Source organism: Aeromonas enterica (assembly GCF_054052465.1).
The window spans coordinates 80,880-101,201 of sequence record NZ_JBSTYL010000006.1 but is presented as its reverse complement, the minus strand read 5'-3'; the positions used below and the strand labels follow the sequence as shown (position 1 = coordinate 101,201).

General features: G+C 58.6%; 19 protein-coding genes. 11 read left to right on the top strand and 8 right to left on the bottom strand.

Features of this window, described 5'->3' with window-relative positions:
• Nucleotides 1-70: 70 nt before the first annotated feature.
• The 7 genes from ACW5XD_RS09070 to ACW5XD_RS09040 form a co-directional block, all read right to left on the bottom strand.
• Nucleotides 71-913, bottom strand: coding sequence for an ABC transporter permease subunit (locus tag ACW5XD_RS09070; RefSeq protein ID WP_456494618.1), 843 nt, complete (start codon nt 911-913; stop codon nt 71-73).
• Nucleotides 910-1,815 carry an ABC transporter permease subunit gene (locus ACW5XD_RS09065; RefSeq protein WP_456494617.1) on the bottom strand — a complete coding sequence of 302 codons (906 nt, stop codon included), beginning with the start codon at nt 1,813-1,815 and terminating at the stop codon, nt 910-912. The genes ACW5XD_RS09070 and ACW5XD_RS09065 overlap by 4 nt, the downstream gene beginning before the upstream one ends.
• On the bottom strand, nt 1,812-2,966 hold the full coding sequence (gene potA / locus ACW5XD_RS09060; protein ID WP_456494616.1) for a polyamine ABC transporter ATP-binding protein: 1,155 nt from the start codon (nt 2,964-2,966) through the stop codon (nt 1,812-1,814). Before potA ends, ACW5XD_RS09065 begins: the two co-directional genes overlap by 4 nt.
• A 75-nt stretch (nt 2,967-3,041) precedes the next feature.
• Complete coding sequence (locus ACW5XD_RS09055) at nt 3,042-4,103, bottom strand: polyamine ABC transporter substrate-binding protein (RefSeq protein ID WP_456494697.1); 1,062 nt, start codon at nt 4,101-4,103, stop codon at nt 3,042-3,044.
• Nucleotides 4,104-4,242: 139 nt separating this feature from the next.
• Nucleotides 4,243-5,340, bottom strand: coding sequence for an extracellular solute-binding protein (locus ACW5XD_RS09050; protein WP_456494615.1), 1,098 nt, complete (start codon nt 5,338-5,340; stop codon nt 4,243-4,245).
• A gap of 54 nt (nt 5,341-5,394) precedes the next feature.
• Nucleotides 5,395-6,756 carry an aspartate aminotransferase family protein gene (locus ACW5XD_RS09045; RefSeq protein WP_456494614.1) on the bottom strand — a complete coding sequence of 454 codons (1,362 nt, stop codon included), beginning with the start codon at nt 6,754-6,756 and terminating at the stop codon, nt 5,395-5,397.
• Between the two features lie 90 nt (nt 6,757-6,846).
• Nucleotides 6,847-8,178: a glutamine synthetase family protein gene (locus ACW5XD_RS09040; protein ID WP_456494613.1), complete on the bottom strand. Its 1,332-nt coding sequence runs from the start codon at nt 8,176-8,178 to the stop codon at nt 6,847-6,849.
• 466 nt (nt 8,179-8,644) lie between these two features.
• Between ACW5XD_RS09040 and ACW5XD_RS09035 the strand changes: the two genes are divergently transcribed.
• From ACW5XD_RS09035 to pseC, 11 genes are all read left to right on the top strand, one after another.
• Complete coding sequence (locus ACW5XD_RS09035; RefSeq protein ID WP_042870327.1) at nt 8,645-9,031, top strand: TraR/DksA family transcriptional regulator; 387 nt, start codon at nt 8,645-8,647, stop codon at nt 9,029-9,031.
• Nucleotides 9,032-9,216: 185 nt separating this feature from the next.
• Nucleotides 9,217-10,080: a hypothetical protein gene (locus ACW5XD_RS09030; protein WP_456494612.1), complete on the top strand. Its 864-nt coding sequence runs from the start codon at nt 9,217-9,219 to the stop codon at nt 10,078-10,080.
• Nucleotides 10,081-10,194: 114 nt separating this feature from the next.
• The gene (locus ACW5XD_RS09025) at nt 10,195-10,641 is read left to right on the top strand and encodes an Mpo1 family 2-hydroxy fatty acid dioxygenase (RefSeq protein ID WP_456494611.1); all 447 of its coding nucleotides are present in this window, start codon (nt 10,195-10,197) and stop codon (nt 10,639-10,641) included.
• Nucleotides 10,642-10,662: 21 nt separating this feature from the next.
• Nucleotides 10,663-11,154 (top strand): CreA family protein, encoded by a 492-nt coding sequence (locus tag ACW5XD_RS09020; protein WP_456494610.1) that lies wholly within the window; start codon nt 10,663-10,665, stop codon nt 11,152-11,154.
• Nucleotides 11,155-11,231: 77 nt separating this feature from the next.
• Complete coding sequence (locus ACW5XD_RS09015) at nt 11,232-12,221, top strand: 2-hydroxyacid dehydrogenase (RefSeq protein WP_456494609.1); 990 nt, start codon at nt 11,232-11,234, stop codon at nt 12,219-12,221.
• A 178-nt stretch (nt 12,222-12,399) separates the two neighbouring features.
• Entirely contained in the window at nt 12,400-13,761 is a 1,362-nt protein-coding gene (gene yegD / locus ACW5XD_RS09010; RefSeq protein ID WP_456494608.1) for a molecular chaperone, read from the top strand.
• Nucleotides 13,762-13,949: 188 nt separating this feature from the next.
• A complete protein-coding gene (locus ACW5XD_RS09005) occupies nt 13,950-14,369 on the top strand; it encodes an META domain-containing protein (protein ID WP_456494607.1) in 420 nt (139 codons plus the stop codon).
• A gap of 70 nt (nt 14,370-14,439) precedes the next feature.
• The gene (locus ACW5XD_RS09000; protein WP_456494606.1) at nt 14,440-15,288 is read left to right on the top strand and encodes an HDOD domain-containing protein; all 849 of its coding nucleotides are present in this window, start codon (nt 14,440-14,442) and stop codon (nt 15,286-15,288) included.
• Nucleotides 15,289-15,293: 5 nt separating this feature from the next.
• The gene (gene malZ / locus ACW5XD_RS08995) at nt 15,294-17,123 is read left to right on the top strand and encodes a maltodextrin glucosidase (RefSeq protein ID WP_456494605.1); all 1,830 of its coding nucleotides are present in this window, start codon (nt 15,294-15,296) and stop codon (nt 17,121-17,123) included.
• A gap of 221 nt (nt 17,124-17,344) precedes the next feature.
• Nucleotides 17,345-18,349: a UDP-N-acetylglucosamine 4,6-dehydratase (inverting) gene (gene pseB, locus ACW5XD_RS08990; protein ID WP_456494604.1), complete on the top strand. Its 1,005-nt coding sequence runs from the start codon at nt 17,345-17,347 to the stop codon at nt 18,347-18,349.
• Entirely contained in the window at nt 18,346-19,473 is a 1,128-nt protein-coding gene (gene pseC / locus ACW5XD_RS08985) for a UDP-4-amino-4,6-dideoxy-N-acetyl-beta-L-altrosamine transaminase (protein WP_456494603.1), read from the top strand. Before pseB ends, pseC begins: the two co-directional genes overlap by 4 nt.
• Nucleotides 19,474-19,491: 18 nt before the next feature.
• On the opposite strand, the gene ACW5XD_RS08980 is transcribed toward pseC, so the two are convergent.
• Nucleotides 19,492-20,274 (bottom strand): hypothetical protein, encoded by a 783-nt coding sequence (locus ACW5XD_RS08980; protein ID WP_456494602.1) that lies wholly within the window; start codon nt 20,272-20,274, stop codon nt 19,492-19,494.
• Between the last annotated feature and the right edge of the window lie 48 nt (nt 20,275-20,322).

Sequence of the window (20,322 nt, the reverse complement as noted above, 5' to 3'; positions counted from 1 at the left end):
AGAGAATGCGGATCTTAGGGGCTGTTGACGCTGCGGCGCAAGCCATGTTGCGGCGTCAACAGCCTCGGGGTCAGGCGACGGCCTGCATCTGGGTGGTCATGGCGATCTCGGCACGACGGCGCTTTTCCGCCTTGGCCATCAGATACCAGCTGCCAAAGGTGAACAGTGAAACTGACAGCAGGATCAGGCTGGCTACCGCGTTGATCTCGGGCTTCACCCCGAGCCGCACCGCCGAGAAGACTTCCATCGGCAAGGTAGTGGCGCCCGGACCCGAGACGAAGCTCGCCAGCACCAGATCATCCAGCGACAGGGCAAACGACATCATGCCACCCGCCGCCAGCGAGGGGGCTATCATAGGGATGGTGATCAGGAAGAACACCTTCCAGGGTTTGGCCCCCAGATCCATGGCCGCCTCCTCAATGGAGAGATCCAGCTCCCGCAGGCGCGCCGACACCACGATCGCCACATAGGCGGTACAGAAGGTGGTGTGAGCGATCCAGATGGTCACCATGCCCCGCTCGGCAGGCCAACCCACCAGCTGGGCCATGGCCACAAACAGCAGCAACAGCGACAGACCCGTGATCACTTCGGGCATCACCAGGGGGGCCGTCACCAGTCCCCCGAACAGGGTCCGGCCACGGAAGTGCGGGATCCGGGTCAGCACGAAAGCCGCCACAGTCCCCAGCGCCACGGCGGCAACCGCCGTGTAGAGCGCAATCTCCAGCGAGCGCAGCACAGAGCCTATCAGCTGCTTGTTGTCGAGCAGGCCGAAGTACCACTTCAGCGACCAGCCGCCCCACACAGTCACCAGCTTGGAGGCGTTGAAGGAGTAGATCACCATGATGACCATGGGCAGGTAGATAAACAGCAGCCCCAGCCACAACATCAGCGTGGCAAAACCGAAACGCTTCATACCTTGCCCTCCAGCTCTTTGGCCTGGTTGCGGTTAAACAGGATAATCGGAACTATCAAGACCGCCAGCATCACCACCGCCAGAGCTGAGGCCACCGGCCAGTCACGGTTGTTGAAGAACTCCTGCCACAGCACTTTACCTATCATCAGGGTTTCCGGGCCACCGAGCAGTTCCGGGATGACAAACTCACCCACTACCGGGATAAACACCAGCATGCAGCCGGCGATGATGCCGTTCTTGGATAGCGGCACAGTGATCTGCCAAAACCGGGTCAGGTTGCGGGCGCCGAGATCCGAAGCCGCCTCCAGCAGGCTCTGATCGTGCTTCACCAAGTTGGCGTAGAGCGGCAGCACCATGAACGGCAGGTAGGAATAAACGATACCGATATAGACCGCCAGGTTGGTGTTGAGTATGGTCAGCGGCTCGTCAATCAGGCCAATGCCTATCAGCAGGCTGTTGAGCAGGCCGTTGTTGCTGAGGATCCCCATCCAGGCGTAAACCCGGATCAGGATCGCGGTCCAGGTCGGCATCATGATGAGCAGCAGCAGAACGGTCTGGGTCTCCTTGTTGGCCCGTGCGATGGAGTAGGCCATCGGATAGCCAATCAGCAGACAGAGCAGGGTACTGACGAAGGCCATCTTGAGGGAGCCGAGATAGGCCGCTATGTAGAGATCATCCTCCTGCAGCAACAGGTAGTTACCCATGTGAAGCAGTATGGTGAGCTGATCGTCTGCCCAGCTCACCACGTCGGTGTAGGGCGGGATCGCCACGTCCGCTTCGGCGAAGCTTATCTTCACCACTATGATGAAGGGCAGCAGGAAGAACAGGAACAGCCAGAAGAAGGGGATGCCGATCACCAGCTGGCGCCCGCCCAGTCGCTTCAGTCGTCTCAATGCCTTCATGATTGCAACACCACGCCGCTGTCATCTTCCCAATAGAGGAACACCTGGTCATCCCAGGTCGGCCGCTTGCCGTGGCGTTCGGCGTTGGCGATGAAGGCCTGCACGATTTTGCCCGAGGGCAGCTGGATGTGATAAACCGAGTGACCACCCAGATAGGCGATGTCATAGACCTCACCCTTGGTCCAGTTGAAATCCGGGTGCTCGATTTCGGTCGGTTTTTGGGTGCTCATCAGCAGTTTTTCCGGCCGCAAGGCATAGCTCACCTTCTTGTTTTCGGCGCGGGAGCTGATGCCATGTCCCACATAGATGGGTTGCTCCAGGTCGGCGCAAGCGATGGTGGCGTGATCCTGCTCATCCTCCACCAGCAGGCCGTCAAACAGGTTGACGTTGCCGATGAACTCGCACACCAGTCGGCTGGCTGGGGTTTCATAGATGTCCATCGGGCTGCCTATCTGCTCAATGCAGCCGAGGTGCATGATGGCGATACGCTCGGCCATGGTCATGGCCTCTTCCTGATCGTGGGTCACCATGACGCAGGTTACCCCGACCCGTTCGATGATCTCGACCAGCTCCAGCTGCATCTGGGAGCGCAGCTTCTTGTCGAGTGCCCCCATGGGCTCATCCAGCAGCAACAGTTTGGGGCGCTTGGCCAGGGAACGGGCCAGGGCAACCCGCTGGCGCTGACCACCGGAGAGCTGGTGCGGTTTGCGGCGCGCATACTGGGTCATCTGCACCAGCTTGAGCATCTCCTCCACCCGTGCATCGACCTCAGCCTTGGGCAGGCCGTCCTGCTTGAGGCCAAAGGCGATGTTCTGCGCCACCGTCATGTGGGGGAACAGGGCATAGGACTGGAACATCATGTTGATGGGACGCTCATAGGGCGGCATGTCGGTGATGTCGACACCATCGAGGAACAGTCGTCCCTCGGTGGGACGCTCGAATCCCGCCAGCATCCGCAGCAGGGTCGACTTGCCGGAGCCGGAGCCCCCCAGCAGGGCGAAAATTTCGCCCTTGTGGATGTTGAGGGACACATTGTCGACCGCCAGCGTTTCATCAAACTGCTTGCTTACCCTGTCAATCTTCACCAGCACTTCTTTGCGTTGCTGGTTGCCCTCGAGGGCTTTCTTGTAGGCACTGGAGGCTATCGCCATTACCAAACTCCCAAACGTGATACCGGCCTGGGCCGATCCATAAAACAGTCTGGCGCCCCAAGATGGGCGCCAAGGTTAGGTTCCGGACTTGATCTTGGTCCAACTCCGGGTGATCAGACGCTGCACCGCACGGGGATGAGCCTGCTGCACATACAGCCGCTCAAGCACCGCCTGGGGTGGATAGACGGACTCGTCATTGCGTACGCTCTCCTCCATGAACTCTCCCGCCTTGGCGTTGGGGTTGGCATAACCCACATGATTGCTGATCTGGGCAATAACCTCGGGACGGAGTACGTAGTTGATGAGGGCGTGCGCCTCTTTCACATTGGTGGCATCCGCCGGGATCGCCATCATGTCGAACCAGAGATTGCCTCCCTCTTTCGGGATGCTATAGGTAATCTTGATCCCCTTGCCTGCTTCATTGGCACGGGCCGCCGCCTGCAGGATGTCGCCGGAGAAACCCGCCGCCACGCAGATGTCGCCGTTGGCGAGATCGCCAATGTACTTGGAGGAGTGAAAGTAGGTCACATAGGGGCGCACCTTGAGCAATTGTTCTTCGGCACGCTTGAGGTCCGCCGGATCCTGGCTGTTGGGGTCAAGCCCGAGGTAGTTGAGCACCGCCGGGATCATCTCGTCGGCCGAGTCGAGGAAGGCGACACCGCAGCGAGCCAGCTTCTGCATGTTCTCCGGTTCGAAGATCATGGCCCAGGAGTCAATCTTGTCGACCCCCAGCACGGCCTTGACCTTGTCGACGTTATAACCGATGCCGTTGGTGCCCCACAGGTAGGGCACGGCGTACTGGTGACCCGGATCCACCTTGTCGAGCTGCTTGAGCAGCAGGGGATCCAGATTGACCAGATTGGGCAGCAGGGCGGGATCCAGCTTCTGGAACGCCCCCGCCTTGATCTGCTTGGCCAGGAAATTGTTGGAGGGCACCACCAGATCGTAACCGGTGCGTCCGGTCAGCAGCTTGCCTTCCAGCGTCTCGTTGGAATCGAACACGTCATAGACGGTCTGGATCCCGGTTGCTTGCTGAAAGTCATTGAGGGTGGTCTCGCCGATATAGTCGGACCAGTTGTAAAAATGAACCACAGGGGCAGCCTGGGCCACGTTTGCCAACCCCAGAGCCAGGGCCATCGTCACTATCTTGGTTGTGTGCACGTATCAGTCCTCATGTTTTTTGGTATGCCAGCTGCGCATCCATACGCGCCGTCCAACCTGTCGGGTTGTCACCACCCTCCCGGCCGAACTGCAGACCGGGAGGGGCACTCATCACTTACTTGCCTGACTTGATCTTGGTCCAGCTACGCGTCATCAGACGCTGCACCTTGGCCGGCAGATCCGGGAAGGTGTAGATCTTCGCCAGCGTTTCGTCGCTCGGATAGATGCCTGGATCGTTGCGGATCTTCTCGGACACCAGCGGCACCGAGGCCTTGTTCCCGCTCGGGTAGCTGACGGCATCGGAGATCTGCGCGATCACTTCAGGTTTCATCAGATAGTTCAAGAACACATGGGCCTCCTCCACATTCTTCGCATCCGCCGGGATGGCCAGCATGTCGAAGAAGCTGCCTGCCCCCTCTTTCGGAATCACATAGGTCAGATTGATGCCGTTTTTGGCCTCAAGCGCCCGGGATTTGGACTGCTGCAAGTCACCGGAGTAACCGACCGCTACGCACAGGTTGCCATTGGCCAGATCCGAGATGTACTTGGAGGAGTGGAAATAGGCGGTATAGGGACGGATAGAGAGGAACAGCGCCTCGGCTTTCTTCAACTCGTCCGGCTTCTGACTGTCCGGCTTGAAGCCCAGGTATTGCAGGGCGGCCGGCAGCATTTCGGTCGGTGAGTCGAGGAAGGAGACACCGCACTCCTTCAACTTGGCCATGTTTTCCGGTTTGAACACCAGATCCCAGGAGTCCACCGGCGCCTTGTCACCCAGCACGGCTTTCACCTTCTCCGGGTTGTAGGCATAACCGATGGTGCCCCATAGATAGGGAATGGAGTACTGGTTGCCCGGGTCACTCGGTTCGAGCGCCTTGAGCAACGAGGTATCCATATTTTTCCAATTGGAGAGCTTGGACTTGTCCAGCTTCTGGAATACGCCCGCCTTGATTTGCTTGGCCAGGAAGGGGTTGGACGGCACGACGATGTCATAGCCTGAGCTACCCGCCAGCAACTTGGCTTCCAGCACTTCGTTGCTGTCGAACACGTCATAGACCACCTTGATGCCCGTCTCTTTCTGGAAGTCTTCCAGAGTATTCGGCGCGATATAGTCGCTCCAGTTGTAGACGTGCAACACCTTGTCCTCGGCCATCGCTCCGGTACTCATCATGATCAGCGCCACCGAGGCTGCGATCATTCCCGTTTTGAAAGACATCGTCCTTGTCTCCTAAGCAAATTGTATGCGCAAGCCAGCCTGCCCGGCACTCGCCTACCCTTTCAGCTTTGCAGCCGTCAGATCCAGACTGAGCCTGGCCAGATTGACCAATTCATCCACCTGTTCCTCGGTGATCACCAAGGGGGGCGATATGATCATGGTATCGCCGACCGCCCGCATCACCAAGCCATTGTTAAAGCAGAACTCCCGGCAGGTCATACCGGCATGCAACTCAGCTGGGAAGCGGCTGTTGGTCTGTTTGTCCTGCACTATTTCCAACGCGGCCACCAGGCCTTTGCCACGGGTTTCTCCCACCAGCGGGTGGTCCGCCAACTCCGCCCAGCGGCGCTGCAAATAGGGGCCGATGGTATCATGAATTCGCTTAACTATGCTTTCACTTTGCATAAGCTGGATATTGGCAATGGCGACGGCGCAGGCCACCGGATGACCGGAATAAGTGAAGCCGTGGTTGAATTCGCCCCCCTCCTCCACCAGCACCTTGGCAACCCTGTCTCCCACCATCACGGCCCCCATCGGCAAATAGCCGGAGGTGATGCCCTTGGCCAGGCACATGAGGTCCGGCTTGATGCCAAAACCCTCGCTGGCGAACCAGTGACCGGTGCGACCAAAGCCGCAGATCACCTCGTCGGCGATCAGCAGGATGCCGTAGTGATCGCAGATGCGCTGGATCTCGGGCCAGTAGCTGTCGGGCGGAATGATGACGCCGCCGGCGCCCTGGATGGGTTCGCCGATGAAGGCCGCCACCTGGTCCACTCCCAGCTCCAGAATCTTCTCCTCCAGCTGACGGGCACGGGCCAGGCCGAACTCATGGGCGCTCATCCCCTGCCCTTCACCGAAGTGGTAGGGCTGATCGATGTGTACTATGCCGGGAATGGGCAGGCCACCCTGCGCATGCATGCCCTTCATACCGCCCAGGCTGGCGCCTGCCACCGTGGAGCCGTGATAGGCATTGTGGCGGCTGATGATCACCTGCTTCTGGGGTTGTCCCTTGCTGGCCCAGTAGTGGCGCACCATGCGCAGCACGGTATCGTTGCACTCGGAACCGGAGCCAGTGAAGAAAACATGGTTGAGATGGGAGGGGGTGATCTCGGCCAGCAGGGTTGCCAGCTCGACCGCAGGCGGATGACTGGTCTGGAAGAAGAGATTGTAATAGGGCAACTGCTGCATCTGACGGGTGGCAGCCTCCACCAGCTCCTGGCGACCGTAACCCATGTTGACGCACCACAGGCCCGCCATCCCGTCCAGAATGCGGCGCCCGTCAGAGTCTTCCAGGTAGACACCTTCGGCCTTGGTGATGATGCGGCTGCCCTTCTTGTTGAGCGCTTGAAAATCGGTAAAGGGGTGCAGGTGGTGGTTGGCATCCAGTTGCTGCCACTCACGTGTGGTCTGCTTCATTGCTTGCTCCTCGGTTCCTTCGATATGAGCAGGAGGGGTCATCATTGACCTCCCCGTGCCGGGGTGATGCGTGACAAGCACGCATCCAGATCACACGTTCAGCAGCAGAAACTCCCGCTCCCAGCGACTGATCACCCCGAAGTAGGTCTCGTACTCCTTGCGCTTGACCGCGACGAAGGCACGAATGAAGCGTTCCCCCAGCATCTCCTTGATGGGGTCGCATTGTTCCAGGTGGCTCAGAGCCTCCTCCAGCGAGCGAGGCAGGCTGTAGGGCAGGTCATAGGCGCTCGACTTCATCTCCTGCAGCGGCTCCAGCTTTTCCATCATGCCGAGATAACCACAGGCCAGGGTGGCGGCCAGGGCCAGATACGGATTGGCGTCGGCGCCAGCGAAGCGGTTTTCGACGCGGCGCGCACCGGCCTCGGAGAAGGGCACGCGCAGGCCGCAGGTGCGGTTCTCTACGCCCCACTGCACGTTGCGGGGTGCACTCTCGCCGAAGGTGAGTCGACGGTAGGAGTTGACGTTTGGCGCCAGCAGGGCGGTCACTGCCGGAGTGTATTTCTGCAGGCCGGCGATAAAGTGCATGAACAGCTCGGAATTGCCGCCATTTTCCATGCCGAACAGGTTGCGACCGTTCACATCTTCCAGGCTCTGGTGGATGTGCATGGCGGAGCCCGGTTCGTCGCTCATCGGCTTGGCCATGAAGGTGGCGTAGATGCCGTGCTTGTGAGCCGCCTCACGCATGGTGCGCTTGAACAGGAATACCTGATCGGCCAGATCGATGGCATCGCCGTGCAGGAAGTTGATCTCCATCTGGGCGGCGCCGGACTCGTGGATCAGGGTGTCCACTTCCAGCTCCTGCGCCTCGCAGTAGTCGTACATGTCCTCGAAGATGGGATCGAATTCGTTGACCGCATCGATACTGAACGACTGGCGGGCGGTCTCGGGACGGCCATTGCGACCGACGGGCGGCACGAGCGGGTAGTCGGGATCTTCGTTGCGCTTGACCAGATAGAACTCCAGTTCGGGTGCCACCACCGGCTTCCAGCCCTGTTTCTCATAAAATGACAGGACCCGACGCAGCACGGAGCGCGGCGCTATGTCGATCAGCTTGCCATTGATGTCGAAGCAGTCGTGGATCACCTGAGCGGTCGGCTCCAGTGCCCAGGGCACGAAACGAATGGTGTTGGGGTCCGGATAGAGCTGCATGTCCCGCTCCAGCGGATCAATCATGCTGTCGTCATCCGGGTACTCGCCGGTCACCGTCTGGGTGAAGATAACCTCGGGCAGCCGCATGCCGCCTTCGCGCAAAAATTTGTTGGCTGGAATGATCTTGCCCCGGGCATTACCGGTGAAATCCGGAAACAGGCACTCCACTTCCGTGATGCGATTGCTCTCCATCCAGCCCTTGATACTGTCCATGTTAAACCCCGACTTTACGGTTGCCATTGGCAAGGGTGTCTAATATATGGAACACCCTTGTTATCAAATTGTAATCAACACCACCATAAAAGCCCGCCAGCAAGGCCGATGTCAAGCGGTGGTGTTTAAAAAACTATAAATAACGGTGCATATAATGACCATGGCGACACCAAATACTAAACACCCTGGCTCACCCACGGCTCACTGCAATCCCAATGCCAATGAGGACACGGGATCCCCATGTTCTCAGTCAGACCCTGTCCGAATCGGGTCATTTTCTTGCAAGGGCGCACAATCTTTGCCCCATTTGCTTTGCATGCCTGCATTTTTTTGGTACAAGGCCCGCCCTGATTTGCACTCTCTTGCTTGGATTTGGTGCAAATGCAGGACACAGGGCTTGGTCTGCAGGCAGACAGCCCCCATAAACAGGGATAATTGGGTTAGTAACTGACTGGTAGTAAACCGTATGTGTGATTTCATGACTAAAGACCAACTGGCCTTTTACAAGGGGCAGATCGAGCGCCAGATCCTCGAACTCGAGGATCGTCTCAACTCCCAGGCCAGCCAGGCCATCGCCACCGATACCAACGAGATGGCAGATGAAATTGACCGTGCCAGTATCGAGGAAGCCCGTCGTCTGGAGCTGAACCGCATCGAGCATGACAAGCTGCATCTGCGCAAGCTGAGAGGGGCATTGAAGCGCATCGGCGAAGGAGAGTTTGGTTACTGCGAATCCTGCGGTGACGAGATCTCCCTCAAGCGGCTACAGGCTCGCCCTGAGTCCCGCTTCTGCGTCGAATGCCAGAGTACCAAGGAATTCAACGATACCCACGTGTATCGTCGCGTCGCCTGATTCTTCGAAGAACCGTCACTCGCCGGTTGTGATAAGTCGTCAGCAAGGTGCAGTGCAGGAACCGGCGTTTATGTTGATAAATGCGAACCCAACCCTGCACATGAGCCCTGATCACGGCGTCGCACAAGAGAGTGACAAGTTCTGTTAGACTCCGGGCAAGCCCGGAATCTACAGGAGAACAGAGAGTGAAATGGTTCCTCAAACTGTGCTTGTGTCTGCCGTTGCTGGCACAAGCACAGACCCTCACGGTCAAGGTCCCCAGCCGACCGATCAACGATCTCGACAAGGAATACCAGCTCAAACTGTTGGAACTGGCGCTGACTCATTCCGGACAGCCATTTCGCATCCAGCAGGTGGAGCTCAACCTCAACCAGTACAGCCTGCAGCAACAGCTGAGCAAAGGTAAGACCATCAACGTGTTCTGGATGGGTACCTCCAGCGCACTCGAATCCTCCCTCATCGCGGTCCCCATCCCGCTGTTTCGCGGTCTGGAAGGATTGCGGCTGTCGTTCATCCACGGCGATGCCCAGGAAAAGTTCAATCAGGTCAACTCGCTGGCGGATCTCAAGCGGCTGAAGGCGGCCCAAGGGGTGGGCTGGGCCGACAACAAGATCCTGGAAAATGCCGGCATCCCTACCTATTCCGGGCGCTACAGCAGCCTGTTTCGCCTGATCAACGACGGCGACAAGCTCGACTTCTTCCCGCGTAATCTGGTGGAAATTTTCGCCGAACGCAGCGAACTGGTGGCGCAATATCCCAATCTGGTCATCGATCAGCACCTGCTGATCCGCTACCCCTTCGCCGAGTTCTTCTTCGTCAGTCCGGAATCACCCAAGCTGGCCAAGGCGATCCAGACCGGGCTGGAACGCGCCTATGCCGACGGCAGCTTCATGACGTTCTTCCGCGATAATCCCAAGGTCCGTGAGGCCCTCGCCAGTGCCAATCTGAACCAGCGGATCACTATTTCGCTACCCAATCCGGACATGACCCCTTTGCTCAGGAGCATTCCGGCCCAATATTGGGACTATCCAACGCAACAGGGAAAATAACGGCTCTCTTGCGGCTCTCACATGATGGGGATTGCCCGCCCCGGCAGGAGACCACGGGCCCGCAGGGAATCGGCGAGCCCAACCAGTTTCAACCCGCAGCACCAGGGAGGTGCCATGAAACGACTAGATGAATGGTTCAGCGACTACGGCCAGAGCCACCAGCACCCCGTCAATGTGGCAATTCACAAGCTGGCCGTGCCCGGCATCTACCTCTGCTCGCTGGCGCTACTCTGGTGTCTGCCGGCCGGCCCGCTGCCGCCCTCGCTCAACTGGGCAGCGCTGGCGGCCATCCCTATGCTGGCCTTCTATCTGCGGCTGTCGTTCCCACTGTTTGTGGGGATGGCGGGGCTGACCGCGCTGGGGCTGGCGCTCTGTCAGCTGTGGCAGGGGCATTTGCTCTGGCCCGCCCTTGCCGGTTTCGGGCTGCTCTGGATAGCCCAGTTCGTCGGTCACAGGATCGAGGGCAAACGCCCCTCCTTCCTCGCCGACCTGCAATTTCTGCTGATCGGCCCCGCCTGGGTGCTGGCCAGCCTCTATCGTCGTCTGGGCATTCCCTACTGAGGGAGACCAACAGGAGAGACAATGTCATACCGCCACACGCTCAGTAACAGGCTTCGTCCTGTCCTGCCCCTGCTGCTGGGGGCCCTGCTCGCCGGCCCGGCCCTGGCCGACAAGGCCGATCCCATAGGTGAGGTGAGCACCGCCTTCAAGCTGGTGGGCCCCAACCACAAGATCCTGGTGGAGGCGTTCGATGACCCCCGCATCGCGGGCGTTGCCTGCTATCTGGCGCGCCCCAAGACCGGCGGCGTCAAGGGCGGGCTGGGGCTGGCGGAAGACCCTTCCCACGCCTCACTGTCGTGCCACCAGATTGGCCCCATCACCCTGCCTGCCAAGTTGAAGGCGGGGGAAGAGGTGTTCGACGTCAGCACCTCGCTGGTGTTCAAGGAGCAGAAAGTGGTGCGTTTTTACGACGAAAAGCGCAATGCCCTGGTCTATCTGACCTACAGCACCAAATTGGTGGATGGCTCGTATAAAAGCGCGGTGAGCGCAGTTCCCATCATGCCGTGGGGCTGAAATGTCGCCATTTAAGCCGTGATGAAGCGTTTTATTTGTTGTAATTTAACTACATTATTATTTGCGGAGAGCGCACCATGAAAGTCGCCGTTTTCAGTACCAAGAGCTATGACAAAGAGCACTTCAACCAGGCCAACAGCCAGTACGGCTATGCGCTGGAGTTCTTCGACGTGCGGCTGGAGGCCAAGACAGCCCGGCTGGCCCACGGCTTCCCCGTGGTGTGCCTGTTCGTCAATGACGATGCCGACCGCGAGGTGCTGACCGAGCTGGCCGCCAACGGCACCAAGGTGATCGCTCTGCGCTGCGCCGGTTACAACAACGTGGATCTGGTCGCCGCCAAGGAGCTGGGGTTGAAAGTGGTACGGGTGCCCGCCTACTCCCCCGAAGCCGTCGCCGAACACGCGGTGGGGCTGATGATGACCCTCAACCGCCGCATCCATAAGGCCTATCAACGCACCCGCGATGCCAACTTCTCGCTGGAAGGCTTGGTCGGCTTCAACATGCACGGCCGCACCGCCGGCATTATCGGCACCGGCAAGATAGGCATCGCCACCCTGCGCATCCTCAAGGGCTTCGGCATGCGTCTGCTGGTGAGTGACCCCTATCCGAACCAGGCGGCCATCGAGCTGGGGGCCAAATACGTGGATCTCGACACCCTGTTCCGCCAGTCCGACGTCATCAGCCTGCACTGCCCGCTGTTCAAGGAGAACTACCACCTGCTGAACAAGGAGGCGTTCGCCAAGATGAAGGATGGAGTGATGATCATCAACACCAGCCGGGGCGGCCTGCTCGACTCCAATGCCGCCATCGAGGCGCTCAAGACCTCCCGCATCGGTGCGCTGGGACTGGACGTCTATGAGGAAGAGGAAGATCTCTTCTTCGCCGACAAGTCCAACGAGGTGATCACGGATGATGTGTTCCGTCGCCTCTCCGCCTGCCACAACGTGCTGTTTACCGGCCATCAGGCCTTCCTGACCCGCGAAGCGCTGCACGCCATCGCCGATACCACCCTCGGCAACCTCAAGGCCATCGAAGGCCAGGGCCGCAGCGACAACGAGGTGGAGTAATCCTCTCGCACCCGCAGCCATGAACGACAGAGGGAGCCACTCCCTCTGTTTTGTACGCAGACCTGCTCTTCGTCATGCAATTCTCCCCTGCGGCCGCAATAACCATGGCGCCGGGTTGTGAGACCCGACGCCATCGGGTAGGCTACCAGCCCTTTTTTATTCAGGAGTCTGGCTGCCCATGTTTATCGGATTTGATTACGGTACCTCCAACTGTGCCGTCGCCGTGATGGAACAAGGCAGCCCCAGGCTGCTGACCCTGTGCGGTTCCCGCTATCTCCCCTCCACGCTGCACGCGCCACACAGAGATGCCATCGCCGGCCTGCTGGCCGAAGGGCTGGCACCTGCCCAGCAGGCGGTATACCTCAAGCTGCGCGGCCCGGTGGTCACCCGGGCCCAGGCCGTGCGCCGCCAGATGCGGGAAGAGGGGCTGATCGACGAGCTCAGCTTCGGTGCCGCAGCGCTGGAACGCTATCTGGAGGAGCCAGACGACGGCTACTACATCAAGTCGCCGAAATCCTTCCTCGGCGCCTACGGCCTCAAGGCCCCCCAGATCGCGCTGTTCGAAGACATCGTCTGCGCCATGATGCTGCACGTACGCCGCCAGGCGGAGCAGCAGCTCGGCACTCAGGTGCGTCGCGCCGTGATCGGCCGCCCGGTCAACTTCCAGGGACTGGCCGGGGAAGAAAGCAACCAGCAAGCCATCGCCATCCTGACCGAGGCGGCCCGTCTGGCCGGGTTCGAGCAGGTGGAGTTCCTCTATGAACCCGTGGCGGCCGGTTTCGAGTTCGAGGCACGGCTGGATGAAGACGCCGTCGTGCTGGTGGTGGATATCGGCGGCGGCACCACGGACTGCTCCATGCTGCGCATGGGCCCGAGTTATCGTGACCAGCTGGATCGCAGCGGCGATCTGCTCGGCCACAGCGGCCAGCGCATCGGCGGTAACGACTTCGACATTCGGCTGACGGTAGAAGGCATGATGCCGCTGCTCGGCATGCACGAAACCCTCAAGACCGGCAAGCCACTGCCCCACCCGCTGTTCTGGGATGCGGCCGCCATCAACGACGTCAGTGCCCAGGGCCGCTTCTACAGCCTGGATACCGCCCGTCAGCTGCAGGATCTGCAGCTCGACAGCCAGCCAGGCAGCAAGCTGGGTCGCCTCGCCAACCTGCGGGCCCACAAGCTAAGCCACCAGCTGGTGTGGCGCGCCGAGCAGAGCAAGATCGCCCTCTCGGAGCAAGAATCGAATCATCAGTCTCTGAGCGAGCTGGAAAAGGGACTGGAGGCTGAGCTCAATCGCGAGCAGCTGGCCAATGCCTCGGCCCTGCTACTGGAGAAGATTGGCGAGCTGATGGACCAAGCCATTGCTGCCGCCGGGGTACAGCCGGATCGTATCTTCGTCACCGGCGGCAGCGCCCGCTCACCGCTCATCGCCGCCTTCATTCGTCAGAAGTTGCCCACGATTCCGCTTGAGGGGGGTGATGACTTCGGCTCGGTGGCAGCAGGACTTGCCCGTTACGCCGAACGCCTGTTCAACCGCTGACACAGAGCGACGAGGTGTCAGGTCATCTTTTGGGCATCGAACGTATCCCGCCAGCTCGCAAGTGTTGCCATTTAACGACACCGGGCTGACCAGCAGGGCGACAGAAGCGGTCGGGGGCGGCCCCCCTCACCCTGCCCCAGGGGCTGCGCAGGCGGTATGCTTGTCGCTCCCACTATTGGAGCCCTTCCATGCCCAGATTCTTGCTACTGTTGCTCGCACTGATCCTGCTCAGCGCTTGCAGCAGTACTCCCTCGTTCGTCCAGCAAGACTTGCAACACCATCATTGGGTGCTCGACAAGCTGGATGGCCAGGCCATCACAGCCTCTCGCGACAACCCGCCCGACCTCGAGATAGGTGAGCACTTCACCGTCAACGGTATCGCCGGTTGCAATCGCTACTTTGGCCAAGGGCACCTCGAGGACGACAGATTCTGGGTCACCAGCCTGGGCAGTACCGAGATGGCCTGTCAGGCTCAACTCGACGTCATCGAGCAAGCCGTCATCACCACGCTGACCGAAGGGGCCACACTGAGCGGCACCACCCAGACCCTGATCCTGCAGGGGAAACGGCACCGTTTGGAATACACCCTGCGTGACTGGGTGCTCTAGGGCTCACAAACCGACATCACAAACAGGAACATGTGTCCCGCCTGTGGCACAATATGAGGCAGTGTTCGCAATGGAGGCTGCCTCAGCCATGTCGATGGATCGTCTGTTTGACAAGATCAAACAACTCCCCACTATCCCGCAGCTGCTGCATGAGTTGATGCAGAGCTTCAATGATGAAAATGCCCGCATCGACGAGATCGCGGCCAAGATCGCCATGGACCAGGTGATCAGCGTCAAGGTGCTGCGGATGGCCAACTCGGCCGCCTTGCGCCGCGGCAATGAGGTCACCTCCATTGAACAGGCGGTGATCCGCCTCGGTTTCAACCGGCTGCGTTCCGTGGTGGTCGCCTCCGGCATCATCGGCAGCTTCAAAGCCCCCCCCAGCTTCGACAAGAACAAGTTCTGGACCGAGACCTTCCAGGTTGCCACCATCGCCAAGACCCTGGCTCAAGAGGCCAAGGTGCTCGATCCCGAGACCGCCTTCACCTGCGCCCTGATCCACAACATCGGCGAGCTGCTCATCCAGAGCACCTTGCCGGAAGAGGCCGAGCTCATCAACATGGCGATCCAAAACGGCAGCAGCCGGGTCGAGGCTCAGCGGGAGATGCTGGGCTACGACTATGCTCAGCTCGGCGCCGAGCTGGCGCGGCGCTGGAACCTCTCCGAGGCCTTCGTCGATGCTATCTCCCAGCAGCTTGACCCGCTCTCCCACGATCCGGTCAGCAAGGAGGCGGTGCTGATCCGCCTCGCCGTGTTTATCTCCTTCGCCTGGAATGCGGGCGTGCCTGCCCAGGCCATCATCGCCCGCTTCCCCAAACCGCTCGCCGACCAGTTGGGACTGGATCCCAAGTCGCTGGCAGGCCAGCTCGAAACGCTCCACGAACAGGGTAACGCCCTCGCCGATCTTCTGACTCAATAAGCATCATGACCCATCCGTTTCTGTTTCATCCCCAGGTGGCGCCCTGGTTCAAAGAGAGCGCCGACGCACTGCAACTGACCCTGTTCACCGAACTGGACGCCCCGATCCGCGAGGTGTGGCTGCGCCACGAGCCGGATAACGAGGAGTACCTGATCCCGATGACGGCGGTCTCGACCCGCGACCGGCTGCAGGTGTGGCAGGCTACCCTGCCGCTTGGCAAGGGGCAGGATATCCACCTCTATTGCTTCAAGTGCCTCACCGACGAGTCGCAGTGGTGGCTGCACGGGGCGGGCGTCAGCGCGTCCATGCCGCCACGGGAGCAGCATTTTCGCTTCAACAGTCTGCACCAGCCACCGGCCTGGGTGCAGGATCAGGTGTTCTACCAGATCTTCCCCGACCGCTTCTGCAACGGCGATCCGTCCCTCAGCGTCAAGCATCACGAGTATGAGTACCGTGGCAAGGCGGTGATCAGCAAGGCGTGGGGCGAACCGGTCAGTCGCCATGAAGAGGGCCACGGCGCCTGCGAATTCTATGGCGGCGATCTGGCTGGCATCGATGCCAAGCTGCACTACCTGCAATCTCTCGGGGTGACGGCGCTCTACCTCAACCCCATCTTCGATTCGCCGAGCAACCACAAGTACGACACCCAGGACTACTTCAAGGTGGATGCCCACCTCGGCAGCAACGAGCAGTTCGCCGAGCTGACCCGCAATCTGCACCAGCGCGGCATGAAGATCATCCTCGATGCGGTGGTCAACCACACCTCGACCCAGCACCCCTGGTTCTGCCCGCCGCTGGGGGCCAACAGCAACCCGGACTCCCCGTGGCGCAGCTTCTACACCTTTGACAACGAGGGGGATTACGTCAGCTGGAAGGGCATTCGCAGCCTGCCCAAGCTCGACTTCTCCTGCGAAAAGGTGCAGGACGCCGTCTATCGGGCCGACGACGCCATCCTCCGTTACTGGATGCGCGCCCCCTATCAGATCGACGGCTGGCGTTTTGACGTCATCCACATGCTGGGGGAGCGCGGCACCGCCGAGGGTAACCGTAGCCATGTGCGTGCCATTCGCGGGGCGGTGAAGCAGGAGAACCCGGACGCCTATGTGCTCGGTGAACACTTCTTCGAGGCAAGTCAGTGGCTGCAAGGGGATCAGGAGGATGGCGCCATGAACTACTATGGCTTCGCCCACCCGATCCGCGCCTTCCTCGCGGGGCAGGACATCGCCTACCACCCCATCAAGATCAGCGCCGAAGAGCTGGATCGCTGGCTCAAGCTGGCGCGGGCCCATATCCCGTTCAAGAACCAGCTGGCCCAGTTCAACCTGCTGGACAGTCACGACACCGCCCGCTTCCTCCACCTGCTGGGCGAAGACAAGCAGCGCATGGCCCTGGCCGCCACCCTGCTGCTCACCTATATAGGTGTGCCGTCCATCTACTACGGTGACGAGGTGGGGCTGTCGGGTGGCAACGACCCGGACTGCCGTCGCTGCTTCCCCTGGGAGACTACGGCCTGGGATCACGTGCTGCACGATCACTACCGCCGGCTGATCCAGATCCGCAAGCAGCGGCCAGCCCTGCGCCGCGGCGACATCCAGACCCTCTACGCCGGCCCGCACAGCTATGTGTTCGCCCGTACTCTGCAAAGCGATCAGGTGGTAGTTGCCTGCAACCGCCATCCGACTGAACCGCGCACCATCAAGCTGCCCCTGTGGCAGACCGCCAGCCCCGCCAGCCGCTTCACCGATGCCTTCAACGGCGACAAGTACGAAGTGGTACAGGGACAGGTGCAACTGACCATCCCGGCCAACTCGGCCAGGGTGCTGCTCTCCAGCTAAGCGTCAAAAAAACGGAACCGGGTGTTCCGCTTTTTGTTAAAGCACCCAAAATCGCATAAAGTTGTTTGAGCTGGGTTGGATTTCTCTATGAATCATCTAGTTACTTCACGCAGAGTGGAATAAAACTGGCATCATGCAGAACTGCTTGCAGCTCTTTTCGGCTAAACTGGCTCAAGGCACATTTATTGCTTTCCTCTTGGCATCACTAGCGAGAATCCGTCATGTTCGACAATAAAACCCTATTGATTACCGGCGGCACTGGCTCGTTTGGCAAGATGCTGGTCAAGACAGTGCTGGAACGCTACAAGCCGAAGCGGCTCATCATCTACTCCCGCGACGAATTGAAGCAGTTCGAGATGCAACAGGAATTCAACGAACCCTGCATGCGTTATTTCATCGGCGACGTGCGAGACGCCAACCGGCTCACCATGGCGATGCGCGGCGTTGATTACGTCGTGCATGCGGCCGCACTCAAGCAGGTGCCTGCCGCCGAATACAACCCCATGGAGTGCATCAAGACCAACATCCATGGCGCAGAGAACGTTATCCAGGCCGCCCTGCTCAATCAGGTCAAGAAGGTAATCGCCCTCTCCACCGACAAAGCCGCCAACCCCATCAACCTGTATGGCGCCACCAAGCTGGCTTCCGACAAGCTGTTCGTCGCCGCCAACAACATCGCAGGCCAGGATCCGACCCGCTTCGCGGTCGTGCGCTACGGCAACGTGGTGGGATCACGTGGGTCAGTCGTCCCCTTCTTCCAGAAACGGATCGACCAGGGTGCTGGAACACTCCCCATCACCCATGCCGAGATGACCCGCTTCTGGATCACCCTGCAGCAGGGTGTGGATTTTGTGATGAACAACTTCCCGCGCATGAAAGGGGGAGAGATTTTCGTGCCCAAGCTGCCTTCGGTGCGTATTACTGACCTGGCTACCGCCATGGCGCCCCAGCTGACTCAGGAAATTATCGGTATTCGTCCGGGCGAGAAGCTGCATGAGGTAATGTGCCCATCCGATGACTCCTATCATACCTTCGAGTTCGACGACTTCTTCATCATCGGCCCCACCATCAACTTCAACAATCGCAACAATGACTTCTCGGTCACGGCGACAGGCGAGAAGGGATGCATGGTCGAACAGGGATTCGAGTACAACTCACGCAACAACAGCGACTTCCTGACGGTGGCGCAACTGAAAGCGTTGAATGACAAGGTGGTAATGGAATGATCCCGTACGGCAGGCAGTCGATCAGCGAAGCGGATATCGAGGCGGTAGTCGAGGTGTTAAGGTCAGACTTTCTGACGCAGGGCCCGGTCGTGCCCCGTTTCGAGCAGGCGGTCGCCGATTACTGCGGCGCCAGCTTCGGGGTTGCCGTCAACTCCGGCACCGCCGCTCTGCACATCGCTTGTCTGGCTCTGGGTGTCGGCCCGGGGGACTGGGTCTGGACCTCCCCCATTAGCTTCGTCGCTTCGGCCAATTGTGCACTCTATTGCGGTGCTCAGGTCGACTTCGTAGACATAGAACCGGATACCGGCAACATGTGCGCACTGGAGCTGGAGCGCAAACTGATTGTCGCCAAGGCGCAAGGACGCCTGCCCAAGGTGGTCATTCCGGTACACTTCGCAGGCTTGCCCTGCGATATGAAAGAGATCCACCGTCTGGGCCAGGAGTACGGTTTTCGCATCATAGAAGATGCCTGCCACGCCCTCGGCGCCCGCTATCACGGCGAACCGACCGGCAATGGCCGCTACAGCGACATCACAGTCTTCAGCTTCCATCCGGTGAAAATCATCACCACCGGCGAAGGCGGCATGGCCATGACCAATGATCCGGCGCTAGCCAAAACCATGCGCATGCTGCGCAGCCATGGCATCACCCGTGAACCGGAAGACTTCATCAACGAACCGGACGGCCCCTGGTACTACGAGCAACAGATGCTCGGCTTCAACTACCGTATGACGGATATCCAGGCGGCGCTGGGGTTGAGCCAGATGAGCAATCTTGAAGCCTGGATCGCCAAGCGCAGCGAGATCGCCCATCGTTACTTTGAAGCGCTGGCCCCTGAACTGTTATCCAGTTATTTCAATGCAGAGCGGCGCAGTGCATTTCATCTCTATGTGCATCATGTAGCACCCGAACAGCGCAGCGCCCTGTTCCAGCGACTGCGCGAAAATGACATAGGCGCCAATGTCCACTATATGCCGATCTATAACCAGCCCTGGCATCAGAAAAATCATCCCTTAAAGCTATCAGATACAGAGTTTTTTTATACCAGTGCTATTACGCTGCCCTTGTTCCCAGAGATGAAACCAAGCGAACAGTTAAGAATCATTTCAAAAATATTAATTTAAATTATCTTTAAAGGTTTTCTAAGTGTTAATCGAGAATTCAAAATTTCCTAACGCACCAAAATCAGCTTGCAGCAGTGAATTAAATGGCAATCTCTTACACGTTGAAAAAGCACCAGTTGAAATATACTGCCCAGGACATAAATTTAACTTATGTTGCTGTGCTAATTTAAGGAAATCGCAAAATGCATTAAATGGCCCACCAATAATGTCGCGGGATTCACCATCCAATATATCGTCCTGTGCGCTGACCAGAGTCGCTAAAATATTAGCTGTGGAACTTAGTATATCTTTATTAAAAAACACTTCATTACCAAGGACTAGCCCACCAGAGACGCACTGATCAGCAATAATCATGGCGAGGCTATCATTACTGACTTGAAACATAAATCTGGGCATCTCAATTGCAGGGAAAACAGACATAATATATTTCTGAGCATTATCAGAAGTCACCTCAAAATCCAAATAATCAGCAATGGCCACAGAAAAACGAAATACAACTTCTAACTCACCCCAAAAATTTTCTTGACAAGGGCCTGCATTAATAATTGATTTATAAGAGTAGATCTTATCCTTAAAAATAGGACCATAGTATATATCTTCGACATTAAAAAATTCCCTGCTAGCAGGTGAGCAACCACCTAATTTCCAACCGCCTATTTCACCCAATCTAGCATAGTTTGAGTGCTGTATATAATATGCCTCTATCAAATCCTTTGGTTTGGCAAGTTGCGCGCCAAAATCCCCCTCATTGCGACATGAAAAAAAATAGTCAGAAAGATTGTCTAAGGTGCTATATTTCATCAATATTCTCACTACCAAAATCTATAACGAAAGGACGACATCGATAAT